Genomic DNA, 19026 nt, shown 5'->3' with positions numbered 1-19026 from the left:
TGTCCTCATGCCGTTTTTGGCGACATTTCAGCCGCTTATTTTGCCAGCCGCACAGCAAGTGCCGCAACGCAAGACGATGTTTCCGGCTGCGTTCGAAATCTTGCAATGACCGAAGGCCGGAATAGCCATACAGGTAGCTTGCACGCTCCGCCGTTTGCCCCAAACTGCACAGCATCCCCAAACGGAAGACGGGCCTCCTTGTAATTCTTCTCACGTTCGCTGCTCTAGGATTCCCCTGCTACGCCTCGTGCGTCCGCCAGACTCAAAGCAACAGGAGTTAGTCCCATGCTGGATTCATTCGCCACCCGCGACACCCTCAAGGTCAACGGCAGCTCGTATCAGATCGCCAGCCTCGCCAAGCTCGGTCAGCGCTTCGACCTCAAGCAACTCCCCTATTCGATGAAGATCCTGCTGGAGAACCTGTTGCGCCATGAGGATGGCGTCAACGTCACCTCGAAAGAAATCGAGGCGGTGGCCAAATGGGATCCCAAGGCCGAGCCGGATACCGAGATCGCCTTCATGCCGGCCCGCGTGGTGTTGCAGGATTTCACCGGCGTGCCATGCGTGGTCGACCTGGCCGCGATGCGCGATGCGGTGGTGAAGCTGGGCGGCGATGCCAACCAGATCAATCCGCTGGCACCCGCCGAGCTGGTGATCGATCACTCCGTGCAGGTCGACGTATTCGGTTCCGAATCGGCGCTGGAGAAGAACGTCGAGATCGAATTTCAGCGCAATCAGGAGCGTTACTCCTTCCTGCGCTGGGGCCAGAAGGCCTTCAATAATTTCAAAGTGGTGCCGCCGCGCACCGGCATCGTGCACCAGGTGAACCTGGAGCATCTGGCTCGTGTGGTGTTCACCGCGGACAAGGACGGCGAGAGCTGGGCCTATCCGGACACCGTGTTCGGCACCGATTCCCACACCACGATGATCAACGGCATCGGCGTGCTGGGCTGGGGCGTGGGCGGTATCGAGGCTGAGGCCGCGATGCTCGGCCAGCCGTCGTCGATGCTGATTCCGCAGGTGGTGGGCTTCAAGCTCACCGGCAAGCTGTCGGAAGGCGTCACCGCCACCGACCTCGTGCTCACCGTCACTCAGATGCTGCGCAAGCTCGGTGTGGTGGGCAAGTTCGTCGAGTTCTTCGGCGACGGGCTCAAGCATCTGCCTCTGGCCGACCGCGCCACCATCGCCAACATGGCACCGGAATATGGCGCGACCTGCGGCATCTTCCCGGTCGACCAGGAAGCGTTGAACTACATGCACTTGTCGGGCCGCAGCGCTGACCAGATCGAGCTGGTCAAAGCCTACGCCCAGGCCCAGGGCCTGTGGCACGACGAGAACACCCCGCACGCCCAGTTCACCACCACGCTGGAACTGAACCTGGCCGACGTGAAGCCATCGCTGGCCGGGCCGAAGCGCCCGCAGGACCGCGTGCTGTTGGAAGGCGTGCAGCAAAGCTTCCGTGACGCCGTGGGCCCGCTGACCGCCAACCGCAAGTCGAAGAACGGCGATACCGCCAACTTCGCCAACGAAGGTGGCGCCACCGCCGTGGGCAACCCGGCGAATGCGATCACCGAGAACGGCGTGCTGGTGGAAAGGAACGGGCACAGCTTCAAGCTCGGCGATGGCGCCGTGGTGATCGCCGCGATCACCTCCTGCACCAACACCTCCAATCCGGCGGTGATGCTCGGTGCCGGCCTGCTGGCCAAGAAAGCCGCGGCCAAGGGCCTGACCGCCAAGCCGTGGGTGAAGCCCTCGCTCGGCCCGGGCTCGCTGGTGGTCACCGACTACCTCGAGAAAACCGGCCTGCTGAAGGAGCTGGAGAAGGTCGGCTTCTACGTGGTCGGTTATGGCTGCACGACGTGTATCGGTAACTCCGGCCCGTTGCCAGTCGAGATCAGCCACGGTATCGCCGAGGGCGACCTTGCCGTGGCCTCGGTGCTGTCGGGCAACCGCAACTTCGAAGGCCGCGTGCATCCGGAAGTGAAGATGAACTACCTGGCTTCGCCACCGCTGGTGGTTGCCTACGCGCTGGCCGGCACGCTGGACATCGACCTGACCAAGGACGCGCTCGGCACGGGCAACGACGGCAAACCGGTGTACCTCAAGGACATCTGGCCGACCAACAAAGAGATCTCCGACACCATCGCCGGTGCGATCAACCCGGCCATGTTCGAGAAGAACTACGCCGACGTGTTCAAGGGCGATAGCCGCTGGAACAACATCGCTTCGCCGGACGGCGCGCTGTTCAAGTGGGACGACTCCACTTACATCAAGAATCCGCCGTACTTCGACGACATGAGCAAGGAAGCGGGCAGCATCGAGGACATCCACGGTGCACGCGTGCTGGGCCTGTTCGGCGATTCGATCACCACCGACCACATCTCGCCGGCCGGCTCGATCAAGCGGGACAGCCCCGCGGGCCGCTTCCTGATCGGCAAGGGCGTGGACCCGAAAGACTTCAACTCCTACGGCTCGCGTCGCGGCAACGACGACGTGATGGTGCGCGGCACGTTTGCCAATATCCGCATCAAGAACCTGATGCTCAGCGGCGTCGAGGGCGGTTACACCTTGCATGTACCGAGCGGCGAGCAGCTGGCGATCTACGACGCCGCCATGAAGTACAAGGCGGAGAAGACCCCGCTGGTGGTGCTGGCCGGCAAGGAATACGGCACCGGTTCCTCGCGCGACTGGGCGGCGAAGGGCACCTTGCTGCTGGGTGTGAAGGCGGTGATTGCCGAGAGCTTCGAGCGCATCCACCGCTCCAATCTGGTCGGCATGGGCGTCTTGCCCTGCCAGTTCCACGACGGCCAGAACGCGCAGTCGCTGGGCCTGACCGGCAAAGAGACGTTCGACATCACTGGCCTGAACGGCGGCGAGTCGAAGGAAGCCAAAGTGGTCGCAACCTCCGCGGATGGCAGCAAGAAGGAGTTCACGGTGAAGGTATTGCTGCTGACGCCGAAGGAGCGCGAGTTCTTCCGTCACGGCGGCATCCTGCAGTACGTGCTGCGCCAGCTGGCTAGCAAGAAGGCGGCTTGATCGAGACAGGCAAGACGAAAACGCCGCCCCAGGGCGGCGTTTTCGTCAGCACGGGATGCTCTTTGTAGGAGCGCACCCTGTGCGCGTCAACCCTACGAAGCGATGACATCAGGTGTTTTTCACTCCGGCCATCCATGGCCCTCGCCCTTCGGGCGGCTTCGCCGTGCAAACAGGCAGTCCTGCCGGTTTGTCGCGCACTGGGTGCGCTCCAGCAAGCGTCTTACAGCTGTTGCGTCCAGGTTGCCGTATAGCAATGCCAGTCGCGCCCTTCCCTGCGCCAGCCGGTTTCGACCTTGAACACACCCAGCTCGGCCGGGAACAACTTGCCGCCGCTGCCCAGCGTCACGGTGAAGCGCGCCACGTAGCGATCGCCGCGCGGCTCGACGTCTACCGGCCCCATCACCACATGCACGGTTTCGCCGCGCAGCTTTGCCAAACGCAGCAGATTGCCGAAGTCCTTGCGGCTCATCATGCCGCCGTTGCCGTCGAAGTCGTCGGTCAGCGGATCAGTAAGTGCCCCCGCATCCGCTTGCCCCGCAGCCTGGGCAGCTGCGTCGATCGCCTGCCGGATGCGCACTTCGTCGGGCACACGGTGGCAACCGGAAAACGCCAGCACGACACCGACGGCAAGCGTCAGAAAAAGAACGATTTGCTTCATTCGGGGCATACAAGAACCTCGTTGCAGCGCGGCTTGCTGCTGTACGCGAGCGTATGCTCCAATGCCGCGTCATTATGATGCCCCATGCGCACGCAAGCCGCGACGCGCGGCTGTCGATACAGGAGCTTAGGATCAAACATGAGCAACGAGCGTCCGTGGCTGGCCCACTATCCGGATGGCGTACCCCCGCAGATCGACATCAACGCCTACGCCTCCGTTGCCGCGGTGCTGGAAGAATCCTTTGAGCGCTATCGTGATCGCCCGGGCTTCGCCAATTTCGGCAAGCAACTCAGCTACGGCCAGGTCGATGAACTGAGCCGCCAGTTTGCTGGCTACCTCACCGGCGTACTCCAACTCGCCAAGGGCGATCGCATCGCGATCATGATGCCCAACGTGCTGCAGTATCCGATCGCCCTGTTCGGCGCGCTGCGCGCCGGCCTGGTGGTGGTCAACACCAACCCGATGTACACCGCGCGCGAGCTCAAGCATCAGCTGGAAGATGCCGGCGCCAAAGCCATCGTGGTGCTGGACAATTTCGCGGCCACACTGCAACAGGTCGTGGCCGAGACCGAGGTGAAGCACATCATCACTACCGGCATCGGCGACATGCTGGGCTTCCCCAAGGGTGCATTGATCAACTTCGTGCTCAAGCACGTCAAGAAGATGGTGCCGGCCTTCAACCTGCCGCATGCAGTGAGCTTCCGCGACGCACTGGCGCAAGGTGCCCCGCATCCGTTGCCGAAGGTGACGCTGACGCACGATGACGTCGCCTTCCTGCAGTACACCGGCGGCACGACCGGCGTGGCCAAGGGTGCCATGCTCACGCACGGCAACATGGTGGCGAACATGCTGCAAGCCGGCGCGTGGGTCGGCACCAACGTCAAGCCCGGCGAAGAGGTGATCATCACCGCGCTGCCGCTGTATCACATCTTCTCGCTCACGGCGAACGGCCTGGTGTTCATGCGCCTGGGCGGGTTGAACTGGATGATCACCAACCCGCGCGACATGCCCGGTTTCGTGAAAGAGCTGAAGAAATCGAAGTTCACCGCACTCACCGGCGTCAACACGCTGTTCAACGGCCTGCTCAATACGCCAGGTTTTGCGGAGGTGGATTTCTCGCGCCTGCATCTCACCCTCGGTGGCGGCATGGCCGTGCAACGTGCGGTGGCGGAGCGCTGGAAGAAGGTCACCGGTATCGCGCTAGCCGAAGCGTACGGCCTTACCGAGACATCGCCCGCGGTATGCATCAATCCATTGGATCTGAAGGACTACAACAGCTCGATCGGCCTGCCCGTACCTTCCACCGACGTGGCGATCTGGTCCGAAGACGGCCAGCCGCTGCCGATGGGCGAAGCGGGTGAGTTGATGGTCCGCGGCCCGCAGGTGATGAAGGGTTACTGGCAGCGCCCGGACGAAACCACCAAGGTGCTCGGCGCGGATGGCTGGCTGCACACCGGCGACATCGCCAGGATGGATGAGAACGGCTATTTCTACATCGTCGACCGCAAGAAGGACATGATCCTGGTGTCCGGCTTCAACGTGTATCCGAACGAAGTCGAGGACATTGTGATGACGCACCCTGGCGTGGCCGAAGTGGCTGCGGTCGGCGTGCCGGACGAGCATTCGGGCGAAGTGGTGAAACTGTTCGTGGTGCGCAAGGACCCGAACCTCACCGTCGAAGCGCTCAAGGAGTTCTGCCGCGAAAATCTCACCGGCTACAAACGTCCCAAGATCATCGAGTTCCGCGACGCGCTACCCAAGAGCAACGTGGGCAAGATCCTTCGCCGCGAATTGCGCGACGAGAAGAAATCTGCGGCGACCTCAGCCTGATCCTACGAGCCTGATCCCACAGGCCTGTTCCCAAGAGCCTGTTCACATAAGCCAGCCCGCTCCGGGACAGTGAACAGGCTCGGTACTCCATGCGCAACGCTGCATCGCGGATGCGCAACGCGGCCGCCGCGACGAATCACTCGTCGTGCCACATCTCCAGGATGTCGGCGTAGCCGCCAAGCAGATTCCACAACGGGACCTGCTTGTCCTCCGGAATACGTGTGTAGGCAAAACCGATGTGGCGATCGGATACCCGCGCCACCTGAGCCTCAAGGTGAATATGCAGGTCATGACCGAAGATCATGTCCAGCATCCAGCTCTGGCCCACTTCGCCCTGCCAGCCCAGCGGACGCCGCAACAAAGCGCCGGTAGCGGAGATGTCCACCAACTCCGTGGGCTGCGACTGGCTACCGCGGCTCATGAGCACGGTGGTCTCGATCCGCATACGCGCCGGGCGCAGTTGTTCGGGATCCGAACTGCCCTTGTTTTTGCCGTCGGCTTTCGTCATGCCACTCCTCCCGTTGCACTGCGATCCGCCAGTGCCCGCCCACCTTGCCCCGTAGCCTGCATTACGGCCACCCCCAAGGCTTCAATCCTGCTTACGCGTACGCAAAATCCCCGCGCGCACCAGGCTACCCGTACCAAAGCGCAGATTGATCCGGTCCTGCACCTGATCCGTCGCGACACCTTTCGAATCGACAGCGAACATATCCTCTTGTGGCCGCGTGCCGAAACCCGACAGGCTCACACCGAGCAGGCGCAGGCGCGGTCTCGACTGCGTCTGCCACCAGAGGCTAAGCAAGCGGCGTGCCACCTCGTAAATCTCGGTAACCGATGCGCTGGGAGCCCCCAATTGGGCTTGGCGCGTGTACGTGACAAACGGTGGCTCGCGCAGCTTCACCGTCACGGTGATGCCGCGTAAATCCCTTGCCCGGGCGCGTGCCGCGACGCGCTCGCATTGGCGCAACAGCCAGGATTCGGCCAGTACCCGCTGCTCCAGGTCGGTATCGAAGGTATGTTCAGCCCCGATGGACTGTTCGGCCCGCACGGGCTCTACCGCGCGCTCGTCTTCCCCACGCGCAAGCGCCTGCAACATGGCCGCCTGACGTCCGAGCGCACGGGTCAGACGCGCCGGGTCACATGCTGCCAATTCACCGATAGTGCGTATGCCATGACGATGCAGCGCCTGCTCGGTCACCTTGCCTACGGTCCACAGGCGCCCCACCGGCAACGGGGCCAGCCGGGTGGCCGCTTCGCCAGCCCGTAGGCGCAAAAAACCATCCGGCTTGGAGATCTCGCTGGCCAGCTTTGCCAATAGCTTGTTGGGCCCCATGCCGACCGAGGCGATCAGGCCCGTGCGTTCGTGAATGGCCTGCTTGATCCAGCGGCCGATCTCCTCGACCGTCCCCAACAGCCGCAAACTGGCGCTGACATCGAGAAAAGCCTCGTCCAGCGATAAGCCTTCGACCTGGGGCGTCACCTGGTGAAACACTTCGAACACCTGCTCCGACAGCGCCTCGTAGCGGGCCGGGCGCGGCACCAGGTAGATCCCTTCCGGGCAAAGCCGCCGGGCCTGAACCGTCGGCATCGCCGAGCGCACGCCATAACGGCGCGCCTCATAGCTGCAGGTGGAGACCACGCCTCGTGGACCCAGGCCACCCACGATCACCGCTTTGCCACGCAGTTCGGGCCGGTCGAGCTGCTCCACCGCCGCGTAGAAGGCGTCCATATCGACGTGGATGATCGAGCGTTCAGCGGCGGGCATGCCCCGCTATTTTGCCTGTGAGACCCCATAGCTGTGTACCAGGGATGCTCTGATCCATTCTGCGCAAGCGGCATAGACGCAGAATGGGTCAGAGCATCCCTAGACTTGACGCTGCCCAGCCGCTAATCTTGGCAACGCGTGGGTCAGAGGGTGCACGCCTGCCGGTCTAGTCCCGACAGCCAAAGCACCCGCCCGATGCACTCAGCAGACCTCTTGAACAGCTCGTGACGCAGCTATCACGTGTTTCGGGTTGTGCCTTTATCGCGACCCTGGTTCGGATTGAGGCGGCCGGATCGAGGCGCACAAGGGTCACTCACGGCCAACCTGATCGAAACCGCCCTGGCACGGTTTTATCAAGGGGTACCGCGACGGTGGCGCCTACTGCGCCTCGGCTAGGCATCGTGCGATGAGTTTCACGGGTGTTCGCCAGATGGCCACCACCCGAGTGGGGACATTCCTGAGCGAATGCCGGTGGAACCTAACGGTTCCGAACGTGTTGAACGCACTGCAAGCCGTCATGGACGGCCCAACGACATGTATTGATGAGCACTGAGCCAGTCGAGCCTCAGCCGGTCACAGCACCGCAGGACGCATTTGCGTCGGTACCGCAACAGCAGGAAATGCCGCTGGCCATCGTGCGCGGCGAACCGATGTTGCAGATGCCGCAAGACCTGTATATCCCCCCGGATGCGCTGGAAGTCATCCTGGAGGCGTTCGAAGGGCCGTTAGATCTTCTGCTCTACCTGATCCGCCGGCAGAACCTGGACATTCTCGATATTCCGATTGCCGAGATCACCCGGCAATACATGACCTATATCGACATGATGCGCGACGTGATGCGCTTGGAGCTGGCCGCCGAATACCTGCTGATGGCGGCCATCCTGGCGGAGATCAAATCGCGCCTGCTGCTGCCTCGCCCGCCTGCGGAAGAAGGCATCGAGGAAGACCCCCGCGCCGAACTGGTACGCAGATTGCAGGAGTACGAACGCTTCAAGAAGGCGGCGGAAGACATCGAAGCCCTGCCCCGCATGGAACGCGACACGGTGGCCGTACACGCCGATACCGGCGAGCGCACGGTCATCAAGCTGCCGCCGCCGCTGGATCTGAAGGAGCTGTTGCTGGCGCTCAAGGATGTGATGCACCGCGCCGAACTGTTCGGACATCACGCCATCAAGCGCGAGGCGCTCAGTGTGCGCCAGCGCATGGGCGAACTGCTGAGCAAGCTCGACGACAGCACCTTCCACCGCTTCGAGACGCTGTTCGACGTCACGGAAGGCCGGCTCGGCGTGGTGGTGACCTTTCTGGCCATGCTGGAGTTGGCCAAGGAAATGCTTGTGGAAATCGTGCAGGAGGAGCCGCTGGCTCCGATCTACGTGAAGGCAAAAATCTCGCACGCCGAAGAAATTCTCGAAGAGGCCGCCCCCGAACGGGCCTCCGCCGCCGACTGAGTCGGTACCTGAAAGCATCCGCATCCGATCAAGGCCATGCAGATCGAGCAACTCAAAAACATTATCGAAGCGGCATTGCTCGCCGCCAGCCAGCCGATGAACGTGCAGCAGCTGGGCGACCTGTTCAGCGAGGAAGACGAAGTCGACCGCGAGCAGATCGCCAAAGCGCTGGAAGCGCTGGCCGAGGATTGCACCGGTCGCGGCGTGGAGCTGCGCGAAGTGGCCTCCGGCTTCCGCTACCAGGTGCGCCAGGACGTGCACCCGTGGATCTCGCGGATGTGGACCGAAAAGCCCAGCCGCTACTCCCGCGCCTTGCTGGAAACGCTCTCGCTGATCGCCTACCGCCAGCCGATCACCCGGCCGGAAATCGAACAGATCCGCGGCGTGGTAGTGTCCTCCAACATCGTCAAGACGCTGGAAGAGCGCGAATGGATCCGCGTGGTGGGCCACCGCGACGTGCCCGGCAAACCGGCGCTGTTCGGCACCACCCGCGCCTTCCTTGACTACTTCAACCTGAAGTCGCTGGACGAATTGCCACCGCTTTCCGAAATCCGCGACATGGAAGATCCGCAACTGCGTTTCGTCGAGGAACCGATGCCGGTACGCGTCGTCCGCGACCTGCCGATCGATCCCGACGAGGAACTCGAAAGCACTGAAGACAGTGGCGCGGAAGCCACACCAAAAGAAGCCCCGCACGAAACCCCGAACGAAGACACCGACGACATCGAATTCAACGTCGCCGGCCAGGAACATCACACTGAAACCGCCATCGAAGACGAGGCTCACGCCCCGCTCGAACCGGTCACCGAGTACACGCAGACGGCCGCGACCGACACTGCGCCTTCCGAACCCGGCGAGGCCACGCCTGCCGAGACCCATACCGTCACTGCCGCCGAGGCAGGGAACCCCGCGGACGCCGACCACGGCGACGCCACGAAAGATACCGAGGAGTACCGCGCATGAATGCGCCGCAAAAATCCGTTTTGACCCTTAAGCGCGAATCGCGCACCGACGCCACCACGCCCGCCCTGGAAGAGCGCCTGCATAAAGTACTGGCCAATGCCGGACTCGGCTCGCGCCGCATGCTCGAACAGCGCATCCAGGCCGGCGATGTCGAAGTGAATGGTGCCGCCGCCGGCATTGGCGCGAGCGTGCACGCAGGTGACCGCGTGGTGCTGGACGGCAAGCAGTTCGTCGTCGCCACCGACAACCGCGACGAAACCGAAGTGCTGGTCTATCACAAGCCCGAAGGCGTGATGACCACTCGCGACGATCCCGAAGGCCGTCCCACCGTGTTCGAACAGCTACCGCGACTGAAGGGCGCGCGCTGGGTCGCCGTGGGCCGCCTCGACATCAACACCACCGGCCTGCTGCTACTCACCACCGATGGCGAGCTGGCCAACGCACTGATGCATCCGCGCAGCGGCCTTGAGCGCGAGTACCTCTGCCGCGTGCACGGCGAAGTGCCGGACGAAATCATCGAGAAGCTGAAAGCCGGGGTGGAGCTGGAAGATGGCCCTGCCCGCTTCGACGAAATCGCCGTGATCAGCCGCGGCGGCAGCCACAGCTGGTTCCGTGTGGTGATCCGTGAAGGCCGCAACCGCGAAGTGCGCCGCTTGTGGGATTCGCAGGGCTTCCTGGTCAGCCGCCTCAAGCGCATCCGCTACGGCAGCGTGGAACTGCCGCGCGCACTGCGCCGCGGCGACTGCGAAGCCTTGGGCGAGGAAGCCGTCAAGCAGCTGCGCCAGGTCAGCGGTCTGGGCGCACCGCAGCCGGTGCTCACCTTGAGTCCCGTGCTGCACCAGCGCCGCGCCACCCGCAATGTCACCGAATACCGTCCGGAGCGCGGCACCGGCACCGCATGGAGCAGCGCCCATCACGACGAGGCCCGCGAACTGCGCGCCTTCGACCGCATCCGCGAAGAACCCGTACGCGGCAAGCAGCAGCGCCGCCATCCGGGCAAGGAAGTGAACGGCAACGTGGCTCGCCCCGAGCGCGGCCCCCAAGCTGGCGCCGGTCGCCGCAAAACGGGCGGCAAGCGCGGCGTGGCCCCTGGTCAGGAGCTGCCGTCGGTTCGCACCTGGTTTGCCGGTGAAAGCCGTGAAGGCGGTCGCGAAGGTGGCCGCGGCGGCTACGGTGGTGGCCAGGCAGGCGGCGGTGGTTACGCCGGTGGCGGCAACAATCGTCGTACCGGTGGCGCCGGCAAGCCGGCCGGTGCGCGTACCGGCGAAGGTCGCAGCGGCAGCCCCTACACTGGTTTTGGCGGTGGCAATCGCGGCCCCGGTGGCGGCAACCGTGGTCCGGCAGGTGCGGCTGGCGGCGGTAACCGCGGTCCGGCAGGCGCTGCTGGCGGCGGTAGCCGTGGCCAGGCAGGCGCTGCTGGCGCCGGTCGTCCAGGCCAAGGCCAGGGTGGCCGTCCTCAGTCACGTGGTGGTAATCGCCCGCAAGGCCATGGCGGCGGCGGTGGCCGTCCGCATGGTGGTGGCGGTAGTGGCGGTGGTCGCCCGCACGGCGGTGGCGGTGGTGGACGTGGCGGCAATCGCGGCGGCAGCGGCAATCGTTGAGCGCTGACGCAGCCCCATGACCGACGTCCGCATCTACCACAACAACCGCTGCTCCAAGTCGCGCGCCACCTTGGCCCTGCTGCAGGAGCGCGGTTGCGCATGCGAGGTGATCAACTACCTCGACACGCCGCCCAGCGCAGAGGAGCTCAACCAGCTCCTCGATCAGCTCGGCATGACCCCGCGCGAGCTGATCCGCAAGGGTGAATCCGAGTACACCGAACTTGGATTGGACGATCCCACGCTAAGTGACACCGCATTGATCGAAGCGATGGCTACGCATCCGCGCTTGATCGAGCGCCCGATCGTCGTCGTTAACGGCAAAGCCGCGCTGGGCCGTCCGCCCGAAGCCGTCCTCGACATTCTTTGAACGCACGAACAAAGGCCGCCCGAAAGGCGGCCTTTGCGTATCTGTAGGAGCCCACCCTGTGGGCGACCAGGGCGGCGGTTCATTCGTCGGAAGCCTGTCGCGCACAGGGTGCGCTCCTACAGGGATTGCGGGCGGGCGCTTAGTCCAGGCGCAACGAAAACTCGTCCGCGTCCATCCAAGCGGGAAAGCGTTCGCGATGTGCAAGCAGCGGCGCGGGATCGAGCGTCACCGTCACCACTTGTTCCTGCGAACCCAGTTCCAGCAGCGGCTCGCCGATCGGATCAAGCACTGCGCTATCACCCGCATAGGGATGATCGTTGCCATCCACGCCCACGCGATTGACGCCGACCACGTAGCTCAGGTTTTCGATCGCACGCGCACGCAGCAGTGTGCGCCACGGCTGCCGACGCGGCGCCGGCCAATTGGCGACGAACAAGGCGAGGTCGTATTCCATACCGCCCGCGGCACTTTCCAGGCGACGATTGCGTAGCCACACCGGGAAGCGCAGGTCGTAGCAGACCTGCGGCAGAATCCGCCATCCCTTCAACTCGACGATGAGCCGTTCGCTGCCGCCGCCATAGCGTGTGTGCTCGCCGGCCATGCGGAACAGATGTCGCTTATCGTATTGCGCATAGCTGCCATCGGGCCGCACCCATAGCAGGCGGTTGTATACCGTGTCGCCCTCGCGAATCGCGAGACTGCCACAGATCACCGCATTCACTTCGCCCGCCAGCGCGCGCAGCCATGCCACGCCTTCGCCATCCATGGTTTCGGCGCTGGCGCGCGTGTCGTTGCTGAAGCCGGAAAGGAACGTCTCCGGCAACACGATCAGATCGCTCTGGCCGGCCACGCTACGTGCCAGCGCCCCGTAGTATTCGCGATTGGCCGGCGCATCGTGCCAGCGCGTGGCACCTTGCACCAAGCTCACTCTCAGAGTTTGCATAGACGCTCCGCCGCAGCCTCCATCGTGGCATCGCTCTTGGCGAAGCACAGGCGCACCAGTCGCGTATCGGGCGCGGTCTCATAGAACGGCGCCAACGGGATCGCTGCCACGCCGCCCTCTTTCACCAGCCACTCGCAGAAGGCCACGTCCGGCTCGTCGCGAATCGCCGAGTAATCGACCAACTGGAAGTAACCGCCCGGCACATCGAGCAATTTCAGTCGCGACGGCTTGAGCAGCGCGCGGAAGCGGTCGCGCTTTTCCTGGTAGAACGCCGGAAGCTCCAGATAGTGTTCCGGCGTGCTGACCATGAATTCCGCGAACGCGAGCTGCGCCGGATGGAAGGTGCAGAACGTGAGGTATTGGTGCACCTTGCGGAACTCCGCCGACAACGCCTTCGGCGCCACGGCATAACCGAGTTTCCAGCCAGTGCAGTGATAAGTCTTGCCGAACGAGGACACCACGATGCTGCGCTCGGCCAGCTCGGCATGGCGCAACACGCTCTGGTGGTGCGCGCCGTCGAACACGATGTGTTCGTACACTTCATCGGAGAGCACCACGATCTCCGTATCGCGCACGATCGCGGCCAACGCATCAAGATCGGCCGCCGACAACACAGCGCCCGACGGATTGTGCGGGCTGTTGATCAGGATCATCCGCGTACGCGGCGTGATGGCATCGCGTACACGCTGCCAGTCGATGGAGAAGCTCGGCACGGTCAGCGGGATATGCACGGCCTTCGCGCCCTGCAGGTCGATTGCCGGCTCGTAGCTGTCGTAGGCTGGATCGAACACGATCACTTCGTCGCCCGCACGCACCACGGCGGCGATCGCGGAAAACAGTGCCTCAGTGGCACCGGAAGTCACGGTAACGTCGGTATCGGCGCTGACCTTGCGCCCATACATGCGCTCGGTCTTCAGCGCGATCTGTTCGCGCAGCGGTGCCAGCCCGATACCCGGTGCATACTGATTGCGACCTTCGGCCATCGCACGCGTAATCGCATCGCGCAACGCTTGCGGCGGCTCGAAATCGGGAAAACCCTGCCCCAGATTGACGGCTTTGTGTTCCAGCGCAAGCTGACTCATCACACTGAAGATGGTGGTACCCACCTTCGGAAGCTTGGTTTCGATATGCATGGGCTCGGAGGTTTGGAAGGCCAAACGGGATGCTAGCACGCGGTGCAATTCAGACTGGCGTAAGCGGCCGCTTAGTGCAGTCCTCTTGAGTCTGCAGGGTGGCGGTGGGCAGCCGGTCCGCCAGGAAATCCACGAAGGCACGCACACCCGGCAACAGGCCACGGCGGCTGGGATAGACGAAGTGCATGGTGCCCTGCGGCACGCTCCAGTCCGGCAGCACCACTTCCAGATCGCCACACATAATCGCCGGCGCGCACACGAACTCAGGTAACAGCGTGATGCCGACACCACGTCGCGCTGATTCCAGCAGCACCGCGAAATCGCCGCAGATCAAACGCGGCTTGATGTCGACCACCGTCCGCTCGCCCTGCGCATCGAGCAGTTCCCAGCTCTGCGCACCTTCGTGCTCGTTCATGGCCAGCGCGGGGATGGCCGACAGATCGCCGGGCACCTGCGGCCGGCCGACCTGTTTCAGCAAGGTCGGGCTGGCCACCAGCAACACGCGCGACTGGCCGAAGGTACGCATGACCAGGGTGGCATCCGTATCCAGCTTGCTGCGCACGCGGATAGCCACGTCCACACCCTCGCCAATCAAATCCACTCGACGGTTGGTCGCCTGCAGGCGCACCTGCACCTTGGGATGCTGCGCGAGGAAGTCTGGCAGCACTTGCGCCACGATGGTCTGCGCCAGCGAGTTCGGGCAGCTCACGCGCACCACGCCGCGCGGCTCGGCTCGTAGTTCGTCCACCGCATCCTGCGCAGCCCGCGCTTCTTCCAGCACGGCGCGGCAATGCGTGTAAAAGCGCTCACCGACTTCAGTCACCACGAAACGCCGGGTGGTCCGCTGCAACAGGCGCACGCCGAGGCGTTCTTCCAACTGCGCGATGCGCTTGCTCAGGCGGGACTTGGGAATGCCCAGCGCACGGCCCGCGGCCGAGAAACCACTGTGCTCCACCACCGAGGCAAAGAAGTACAGGTCGTTCAGATCCTGCAGGGCGCCATCCAGTACGGTCATCACTGTTTCCAATATCGAACAATTAGTTCTAGAAGCGCTGTCTTATCGATCCATTGTTCAAAGTATATCGTTATTCCCGTCGCCGGCCAGACCGGCTCGTGATCGAGGAATTGCCATGAAACTCCTGCATATCGACGCCAGCTCGCTGGGCAACCATTCCGTTTCCCGCGGCCTCACCGCTTCCATCGTAGCCGAGCTGGTCCGCGAACAGCCGGGTACCCGAGTCACCTATCGCGACCTGATCGCTCAGCCCCTGCCGCATTGGACTCCTGTGGCCGACGCCGCCGATCCGGCCGCCCTGCTCGGCAACGACGTGATGGAGGAATTCCTCGCCGCCGATGTCATCGTGCTCGGTGCCCCGATGTACAACTTCTCGATCCCGAGCGCACTGAAGGCCTGGATCGACCGCGTGCTGGTGGCCGGCAAGACCTTCCGCTACACCGAGAACGGCCCCGAGGGCCTGGCCAAGGGCAAGCGCGTGATCATCGCCTCCAGCCGCGGTGGCATCTATAGCGAAGGCACGGCCGGCGCGCCGATGGATTTCCAGGAACCCTACCTGCGCACCGTACTCGGCTTCATCGGCATCACCGACGTGGAATTCGTCCGTGCGGAAGGCGTCAACGTCAGCGCCGACCACAAGGCCGAGGCGCTGACGACTGCCCAGGCTTCGATCGGCGTCATGGCCCGCAAGGCCGCCTAAGCACGGCAGCTCCCCTCCCCCCAGGCCAACGCCGCGCAGATCACCGCGCGGTGTTGGCTTTTTCGTCGGCGCGGTAAACCGCCTTGCCGTCCACCCAGGTGCTCAGCGGTTTCAGGTCAGCTATCTGGCGCGGCTCGATGGTCAGCGGATCGGCATCGAGCATCACGAAGTCCGCGCGCATGCCCGCCTTGAGCATGCCCACCTCGTGATCCATGAAGGACGCATAGGCCGCGGCGCGCGTGAACCCGACCAGCGCCTGGATACGGCTGACTTTCTGGTCCGGCAGCCAACCGCCTGGCGGCTGGCCCGCCAGATCCTGCCGCGTGATCGCGGCATACAACCCCAGCATCGGGTTTACGCTCTCCACCGGGAAATCCGAACCGAACGCCAGCGGCACGCGCTCATGCAAAAAGCGCTGCCAGGCATAGGCGCCCTTCAAACGCGTGGCGCCGAGACGCTGCTCCGCCCACGGCATATCGGACGTGGCGTGGGTCGGCTGCATCGAAGCAATCAGGCGCAGCTTGCCGAAACGCGGAATGTCGTCCAGCGCGACGATTTGCGCGTGCTCCACGCGCCAGCGGTGATCGGTGTCCGCATCTTTGCCCAGCACAGCCTGGTAGATGTCCAGCACCGTACGGTTGCCGCGATCGCCGATCGCATGCGTTGCCACCTGCACCTTGCAGCCATGCGCCTTTTCCACAGCCACGCGGTAATCCTCCGGTGAAGTCACAAAGATGCCGCGGTTGCCATGATCGTCGCTGTAGTCAGTAAGCAACGCCGCACCGCGACTGCCCAGGGCACCGTCCATGTACAGCTTCACGGTGTGCATGCGCAGGCGACCGTTTGGGTCGGCCCACTGCCCGCCTTGCGCGCACAGCCAATCCAGCGCTGCGTGATTGCCGTCGGCCATCTCGTAGAGGCGCAACGGAATCTCGCCGTTCTTCGCCATCTGCTGCAGCACCTTGAAATCTTCCAGGCTCACGCCTGCGTCGTGCACGCCGGTCAGACCCGCGGCCACGGCTTCCTTGAAAGCGCGCTGATAGGCCTCGCGTGTCTGTGCAGGCGTCAGCGGCGGAATGGCATCCCCCACCAGCGCTTGCGCACCATCCACCAACACGCCACTGGCTCGCTGGCCCACGCGAAGAATGCGGCCGCCATCCGGCTGCCAATCGCCATCGAGCGACTTCTTCGCCTGCTTCATCGCCGCCGTGTTCGCCCATGACGCGTGGCCGTCGATGCGCTCCAGGTACACAGGGCGATCGGGGAACGCCGCATCCAGATCCGCTGCGCTCGGAAAATGCTTCTCCGGCCACAGGTTCTGATCCCAGCCGTGACCGACCAGCCATGCATCCTTCGGCAGCTTGGCGGCCCAGGCTTGCAAACGCTTCAGCACCTCCGCCTTGGAGCGCGCACCGACCAGGTCCGCCTGGCTGCGAATCGTGCCGAGCGAGAGCAGGTGCCCATGCGCATCGATAAGACCGGGAATCACCGTCGCGCCACGCGCATCCACCTGCTTGGCATCGCGGTACTGCGCCTGCAATTCGTTGGCGCTGCCCACGGCCAGCAGACGACCGTCATCCCCCCAAGCCAGCGCGCTGGCCTCCGGCTTGTCCGGATCCAGCGTGTGCACGTGTGCATTAATCAACAAGGTGGCCGCTTGCAGCGGCAGAACGGCCATCGCCAGCACAGTGGCGGCGATGCGGCGGATCGACATAGGCATGAGCGGAATCCGGCAGATAGACCGGGGCACTTTGCCTAGATCGATAAAGTGAAACAAGCGGCGGGGCCAAGCGTTGAGGCCCACGCACTATCTCCACGCGAAAAACCGGCGTGGTACTCCCGCTTCGACCATCAAGCGGCGGCGACGAAAGGTTCCGGCTGAGGCCGCGCGTATTGAGCCAGCCGGATCGTGGATTCCGGGCCCGACATCTCGACGCACACCGGGCGCCCCGATCGTGCGTGTTCGTCGCGCGCTACTTCGCGCGCCAAGGTAATGGCCGGCCCCAGTCGAAGATTGCTGAACAGGGAAAAGCCCAAACGACACACACTCCAATGGCCTTCATCGGACTGCTTAAGCGAGTAAATGATCATCTGCGCACCTGGGCAGGAATAAGAACACTGGGTCATCGGAAGATTCCAACGGACGAAGCCGCCTCTGCCTGACTTACCGAGCCACGAAAGAGTGCCTTTCTTATCGGTTTCGTCCTATCGGCTACCGACGCAAATACTTGTAGGCGAGAGACTACTTACATGTCAGTTCTATCTAGATCACGCGTTGGAACTACCGCGATTACGACCTGAAACCTCGCCCTTCCCGCCTCAGAATCAGAACTCAAGCCTATGTTTTTGCTCAAATGATCCAAGAGCATTCTCACCCATGGGTATCTCGCCCGACGCGAACTGAAGGTGCTCAACCAAGGCGGCCGACCTACGATGTCCGCTCTGATCTTCCGGAGACATCACTGTGCGACCCGACCGGAACGGCAGCGGAAAGCGTCGCCCCAAATAGAAAAGGCGCCCCCAGACTGCGGGGCGCCAAGCGTAGGCTCAGGGGCATGAGCTATGCAGAAAAACACCCCGGTCATCGGCTGGCGCAGGCGGGGCTCGCCCACCGCCGGACTCGCGGGGCATGGAAAGCTTGCTCCGATCCCCAGGCCCGACCAAGCGGAGATCGCCGCACATCCATGTAAGTTTTTTCCCACGCGACTTGTCCGATCACAAGAAAGCGTGCCGCCATCAAGCGACTCATTCCGAAGGATGTGTACCGCGCGCGTAGAATGCGCCCACCAGCCCCAGGGGATTCGCACACCATGCCCGAAGAGATTGAAATCGATACCGACAAGCTCCGCGAGGCCATCGCGGAAGAGGTCGAGCGCGAAAGCGGCAACCTGCTTCGCACCATTGCGCTCAGCACGGCGGTGTTCGCAGCGTTGGCCGCCATTACCTCCCTCCAGGCTGGCAGCACGGCGAACGAAGCCCTGATCCTCAAGACCGAAGCCACTGCGCTGCAGGCCAAGGCTTCGGATGCGTGGGCGTATTACCAGGCGAAAGGCCTCAAGGCCGCGATAGCCCACAACGCGCAAGGCGCCTGGACGGCGGTGGACAAGCCGCCTCCGGCCAACCTCGCCGAGAATGAGGCCCGCTACCTCAAGGAACAGCACGAAATCGATGTCCAGGCTCGCGAACTCGAACACGAGCGCGACGCCAAATCGGCCGAGGCCGATCACCTGATGCATCAGCATCATCGTTATGCGGAAGCGGTGGCGCTGTTGCAGGTAGGTATCGCACTCGGTGCGGTGGCCGCCCTCACGCGCAAGCGCCCGGCCTGGTGGGCCTCGGTCGCTCTAGGGTTGGTGGGCTGTGCGTTGTTCGCTTATGCGTTCGTCAGCGCTCTCTGAGCCCCTGACCTTGCCTTCGCCTCCTCTCCCCCGTTCACCGATTTGTGCACGGGGGAGAGGATTGAGGTGAGCAACTGTGTTGGCAGTCAAGCGGATGTCGCATGTTCCAGATGCCACGAGGCGTTGTCGCGAACCATGGCGTTGAGCACGGTTAATAGCTTGCGCATGC

The 19026-nt window shown here is 63.6% G+C and carries 16 protein-coding genes; 8 read left to right on the top strand and 8 right to left on the bottom strand.

The features are described 5' to 3' along the window. Positions 1 to 285: 285 nt before the first annotated feature. On the top strand, positions 286 to 3036 hold the full coding sequence (gene acnA, locus OUZ45_RS19275) for an aconitate hydratase AcnA (protein WP_266171949.1): 2751 nt from the start codon (positions 286 to 288) through the stop codon (positions 3034 to 3036). Between the two features lie 220 nt (positions 3037 to 3256). Here acnA and OUZ45_RS19270 read toward each other — a convergent pair whose 3' ends face one another. After that, positions 3257 to 3703 (bottom strand): hypothetical protein, encoded by a 447-nt coding sequence (locus tag OUZ45_RS19270; protein ID WP_266171948.1) that lies wholly within the window; start codon positions 3701 to 3703, stop codon positions 3257 to 3259. A 129-nt stretch (positions 3704 to 3832) separates the two neighbouring features. Here OUZ45_RS19270 and OUZ45_RS19265 point away from each other — a divergent pair, with 129 nt between their 5' ends. Continuing rightward, positions 3833 to 5524 carry an AMP-binding protein gene (locus OUZ45_RS19265; RefSeq protein WP_266171947.1) on the top strand — a complete coding sequence of 564 codons (1692 nt, stop codon included), beginning with the start codon at positions 3833 to 3835 and terminating at the stop codon, positions 5522 to 5524. A gap of 136 nt (positions 5525 to 5660) precedes the next feature. Here OUZ45_RS19265 and OUZ45_RS19260 read toward each other — a convergent pair whose 3' ends face one another. Continuing rightward, positions 5661 to 6032, bottom strand: coding sequence for a PilZ domain-containing protein (locus tag OUZ45_RS19260; protein ID WP_266171946.1), 372 nt, complete (start codon positions 6030 to 6032; stop codon positions 5661 to 5663). An 81-nt stretch (positions 6033 to 6113) separates the two neighbouring features. Continuing rightward, a complete protein-coding gene (gene dinB, locus OUZ45_RS19255) occupies positions 6114 to 7289 on the bottom strand; it encodes a DNA polymerase IV (protein ID WP_266171945.1) in 1176 nt (391 codons plus the stop codon). Positions 7290 to 7831: 542 nt separating this feature from the next. On the opposite strand from dinB, the gene OUZ45_RS19250 reads away from it, so the two are divergent. The 4 genes from OUZ45_RS19250 to arsC are packed head-to-tail and all read left to right on the top strand — an operon-like array spanning position 7832 to position 11668. Then, the gene (locus OUZ45_RS19250) at positions 7832 to 8737 is read left to right on the top strand and encodes a segregation and condensation protein A (protein WP_266171944.1); all 906 of its coding nucleotides are present in this window, start codon (positions 7832 to 7834) and stop codon (positions 8735 to 8737) included. A 36-nt stretch (positions 8738 to 8773) separates the two neighbouring features. Further along, entirely contained in the window at positions 8774 to 9700 is a 927-nt protein-coding gene (scpB, locus tag OUZ45_RS19245) for an SMC-Scp complex subunit ScpB (protein WP_266171943.1), read from the top strand. Beyond that, on the top strand, positions 9697 to 11301 hold the full coding sequence (locus OUZ45_RS19240) for a pseudouridine synthase (RefSeq protein ID WP_266171942.1): 1605 nt from the start codon (positions 9697 to 9699) through the stop codon (positions 11299 to 11301). Before scpB ends, OUZ45_RS19240 begins: the two co-directional genes overlap by 4 nt. Before the next feature lie 16 nt (positions 11302 to 11317). Further along, positions 11318 to 11668, top strand: coding sequence for an arsenate reductase (glutaredoxin) (gene arsC / locus OUZ45_RS19235; protein WP_266171941.1), 351 nt, complete (start codon positions 11318 to 11320; stop codon positions 11666 to 11668). Between the two features lie 139 nt (positions 11669 to 11807). On the opposite strand, the gene OUZ45_RS19230 is transcribed toward arsC, so the two are convergent. From OUZ45_RS19230 to OUZ45_RS19220, 3 genes are read right to left on the bottom strand one after another with little or no spacing between them, the layout of a single operon-like run. After that, positions 11808 to 12611, bottom strand: a complete 804-nt coding sequence (locus OUZ45_RS19230; protein ID WP_266171940.1) for an amidohydrolase — start codon at positions 12609 to 12611, stop codon at positions 11808 to 11810. Beyond that, complete coding sequence (locus OUZ45_RS19225) at positions 12599 to 13744, bottom strand: pyridoxal phosphate-dependent aminotransferase (RefSeq protein WP_266171939.1); 1146 nt, start codon at positions 13742 to 13744, stop codon at positions 12599 to 12601. The genes OUZ45_RS19230 and OUZ45_RS19225 overlap by 13 nt, the downstream gene beginning before the upstream one ends. Positions 13745 to 13793: 49 nt before the next feature. Further along, entirely contained in the window at positions 13794 to 14759 is a 966-nt protein-coding gene (locus OUZ45_RS19220; RefSeq protein WP_266171938.1) for a LysR substrate-binding domain-containing protein, read from the bottom strand. A 115-nt stretch (positions 14760 to 14874) separates the two neighbouring features. Here OUZ45_RS19220 and OUZ45_RS19215 point away from each other — a divergent pair, with 115 nt between their 5' ends. Next, positions 14875 to 15459 (top strand): FMN-dependent NADH-azoreductase, encoded by a 585-nt coding sequence (locus tag OUZ45_RS19215; protein ID WP_266171937.1) that lies wholly within the window; start codon positions 14875 to 14877, stop codon positions 15457 to 15459. A 40-nt stretch (positions 15460 to 15499) separates the two neighbouring features. Here the strand turns inward: OUZ45_RS19215 and OUZ45_RS19210 are convergent, their stop codons facing one another. Both OUZ45_RS19210 and OUZ45_RS19205 read right to left on the bottom strand, forming a co-directional pair. After that, complete coding sequence (locus tag OUZ45_RS19210) at positions 15500 to 17179, bottom strand: amidohydrolase (protein WP_266171936.1); 1680 nt, start codon at positions 17177 to 17179, stop codon at positions 15500 to 15502. 131 nt (positions 17180 to 17310) lie between these two features. Beyond that, on the bottom strand, positions 17311 to 17586 hold the full coding sequence (locus OUZ45_RS19205) for a hypothetical protein (RefSeq protein WP_266171935.1): 276 nt from the start codon (positions 17584 to 17586) through the stop codon (positions 17311 to 17313). A gap of 683 nt (positions 17587 to 18269) precedes the next feature. Between OUZ45_RS19205 and OUZ45_RS19200 the strand changes: the two genes are divergently transcribed. Then, positions 18270 to 18857, top strand: a complete 588-nt coding sequence (locus OUZ45_RS19200) for a DUF4337 domain-containing protein (RefSeq protein ID WP_266171934.1) — start codon at positions 18270 to 18272, stop codon at positions 18855 to 18857. The last annotated feature ends 169 nt before the right edge of the window (positions 18858 to 19026 follow it).

Origin of the sequence: Dyella subtropica, assembly GCF_026283965.1 — a bacterium.
Taxonomy (GTDB): domain Bacteria; phylum Pseudomonadota; class Gammaproteobacteria; order Xanthomonadales; family Rhodanobacteraceae; genus Dyella_D; species Dyella_D subtropica.
Note: the sequence above shows the minus strand (reverse complement) of the source record. Positions and strands in the feature narration are given on the sequence as shown.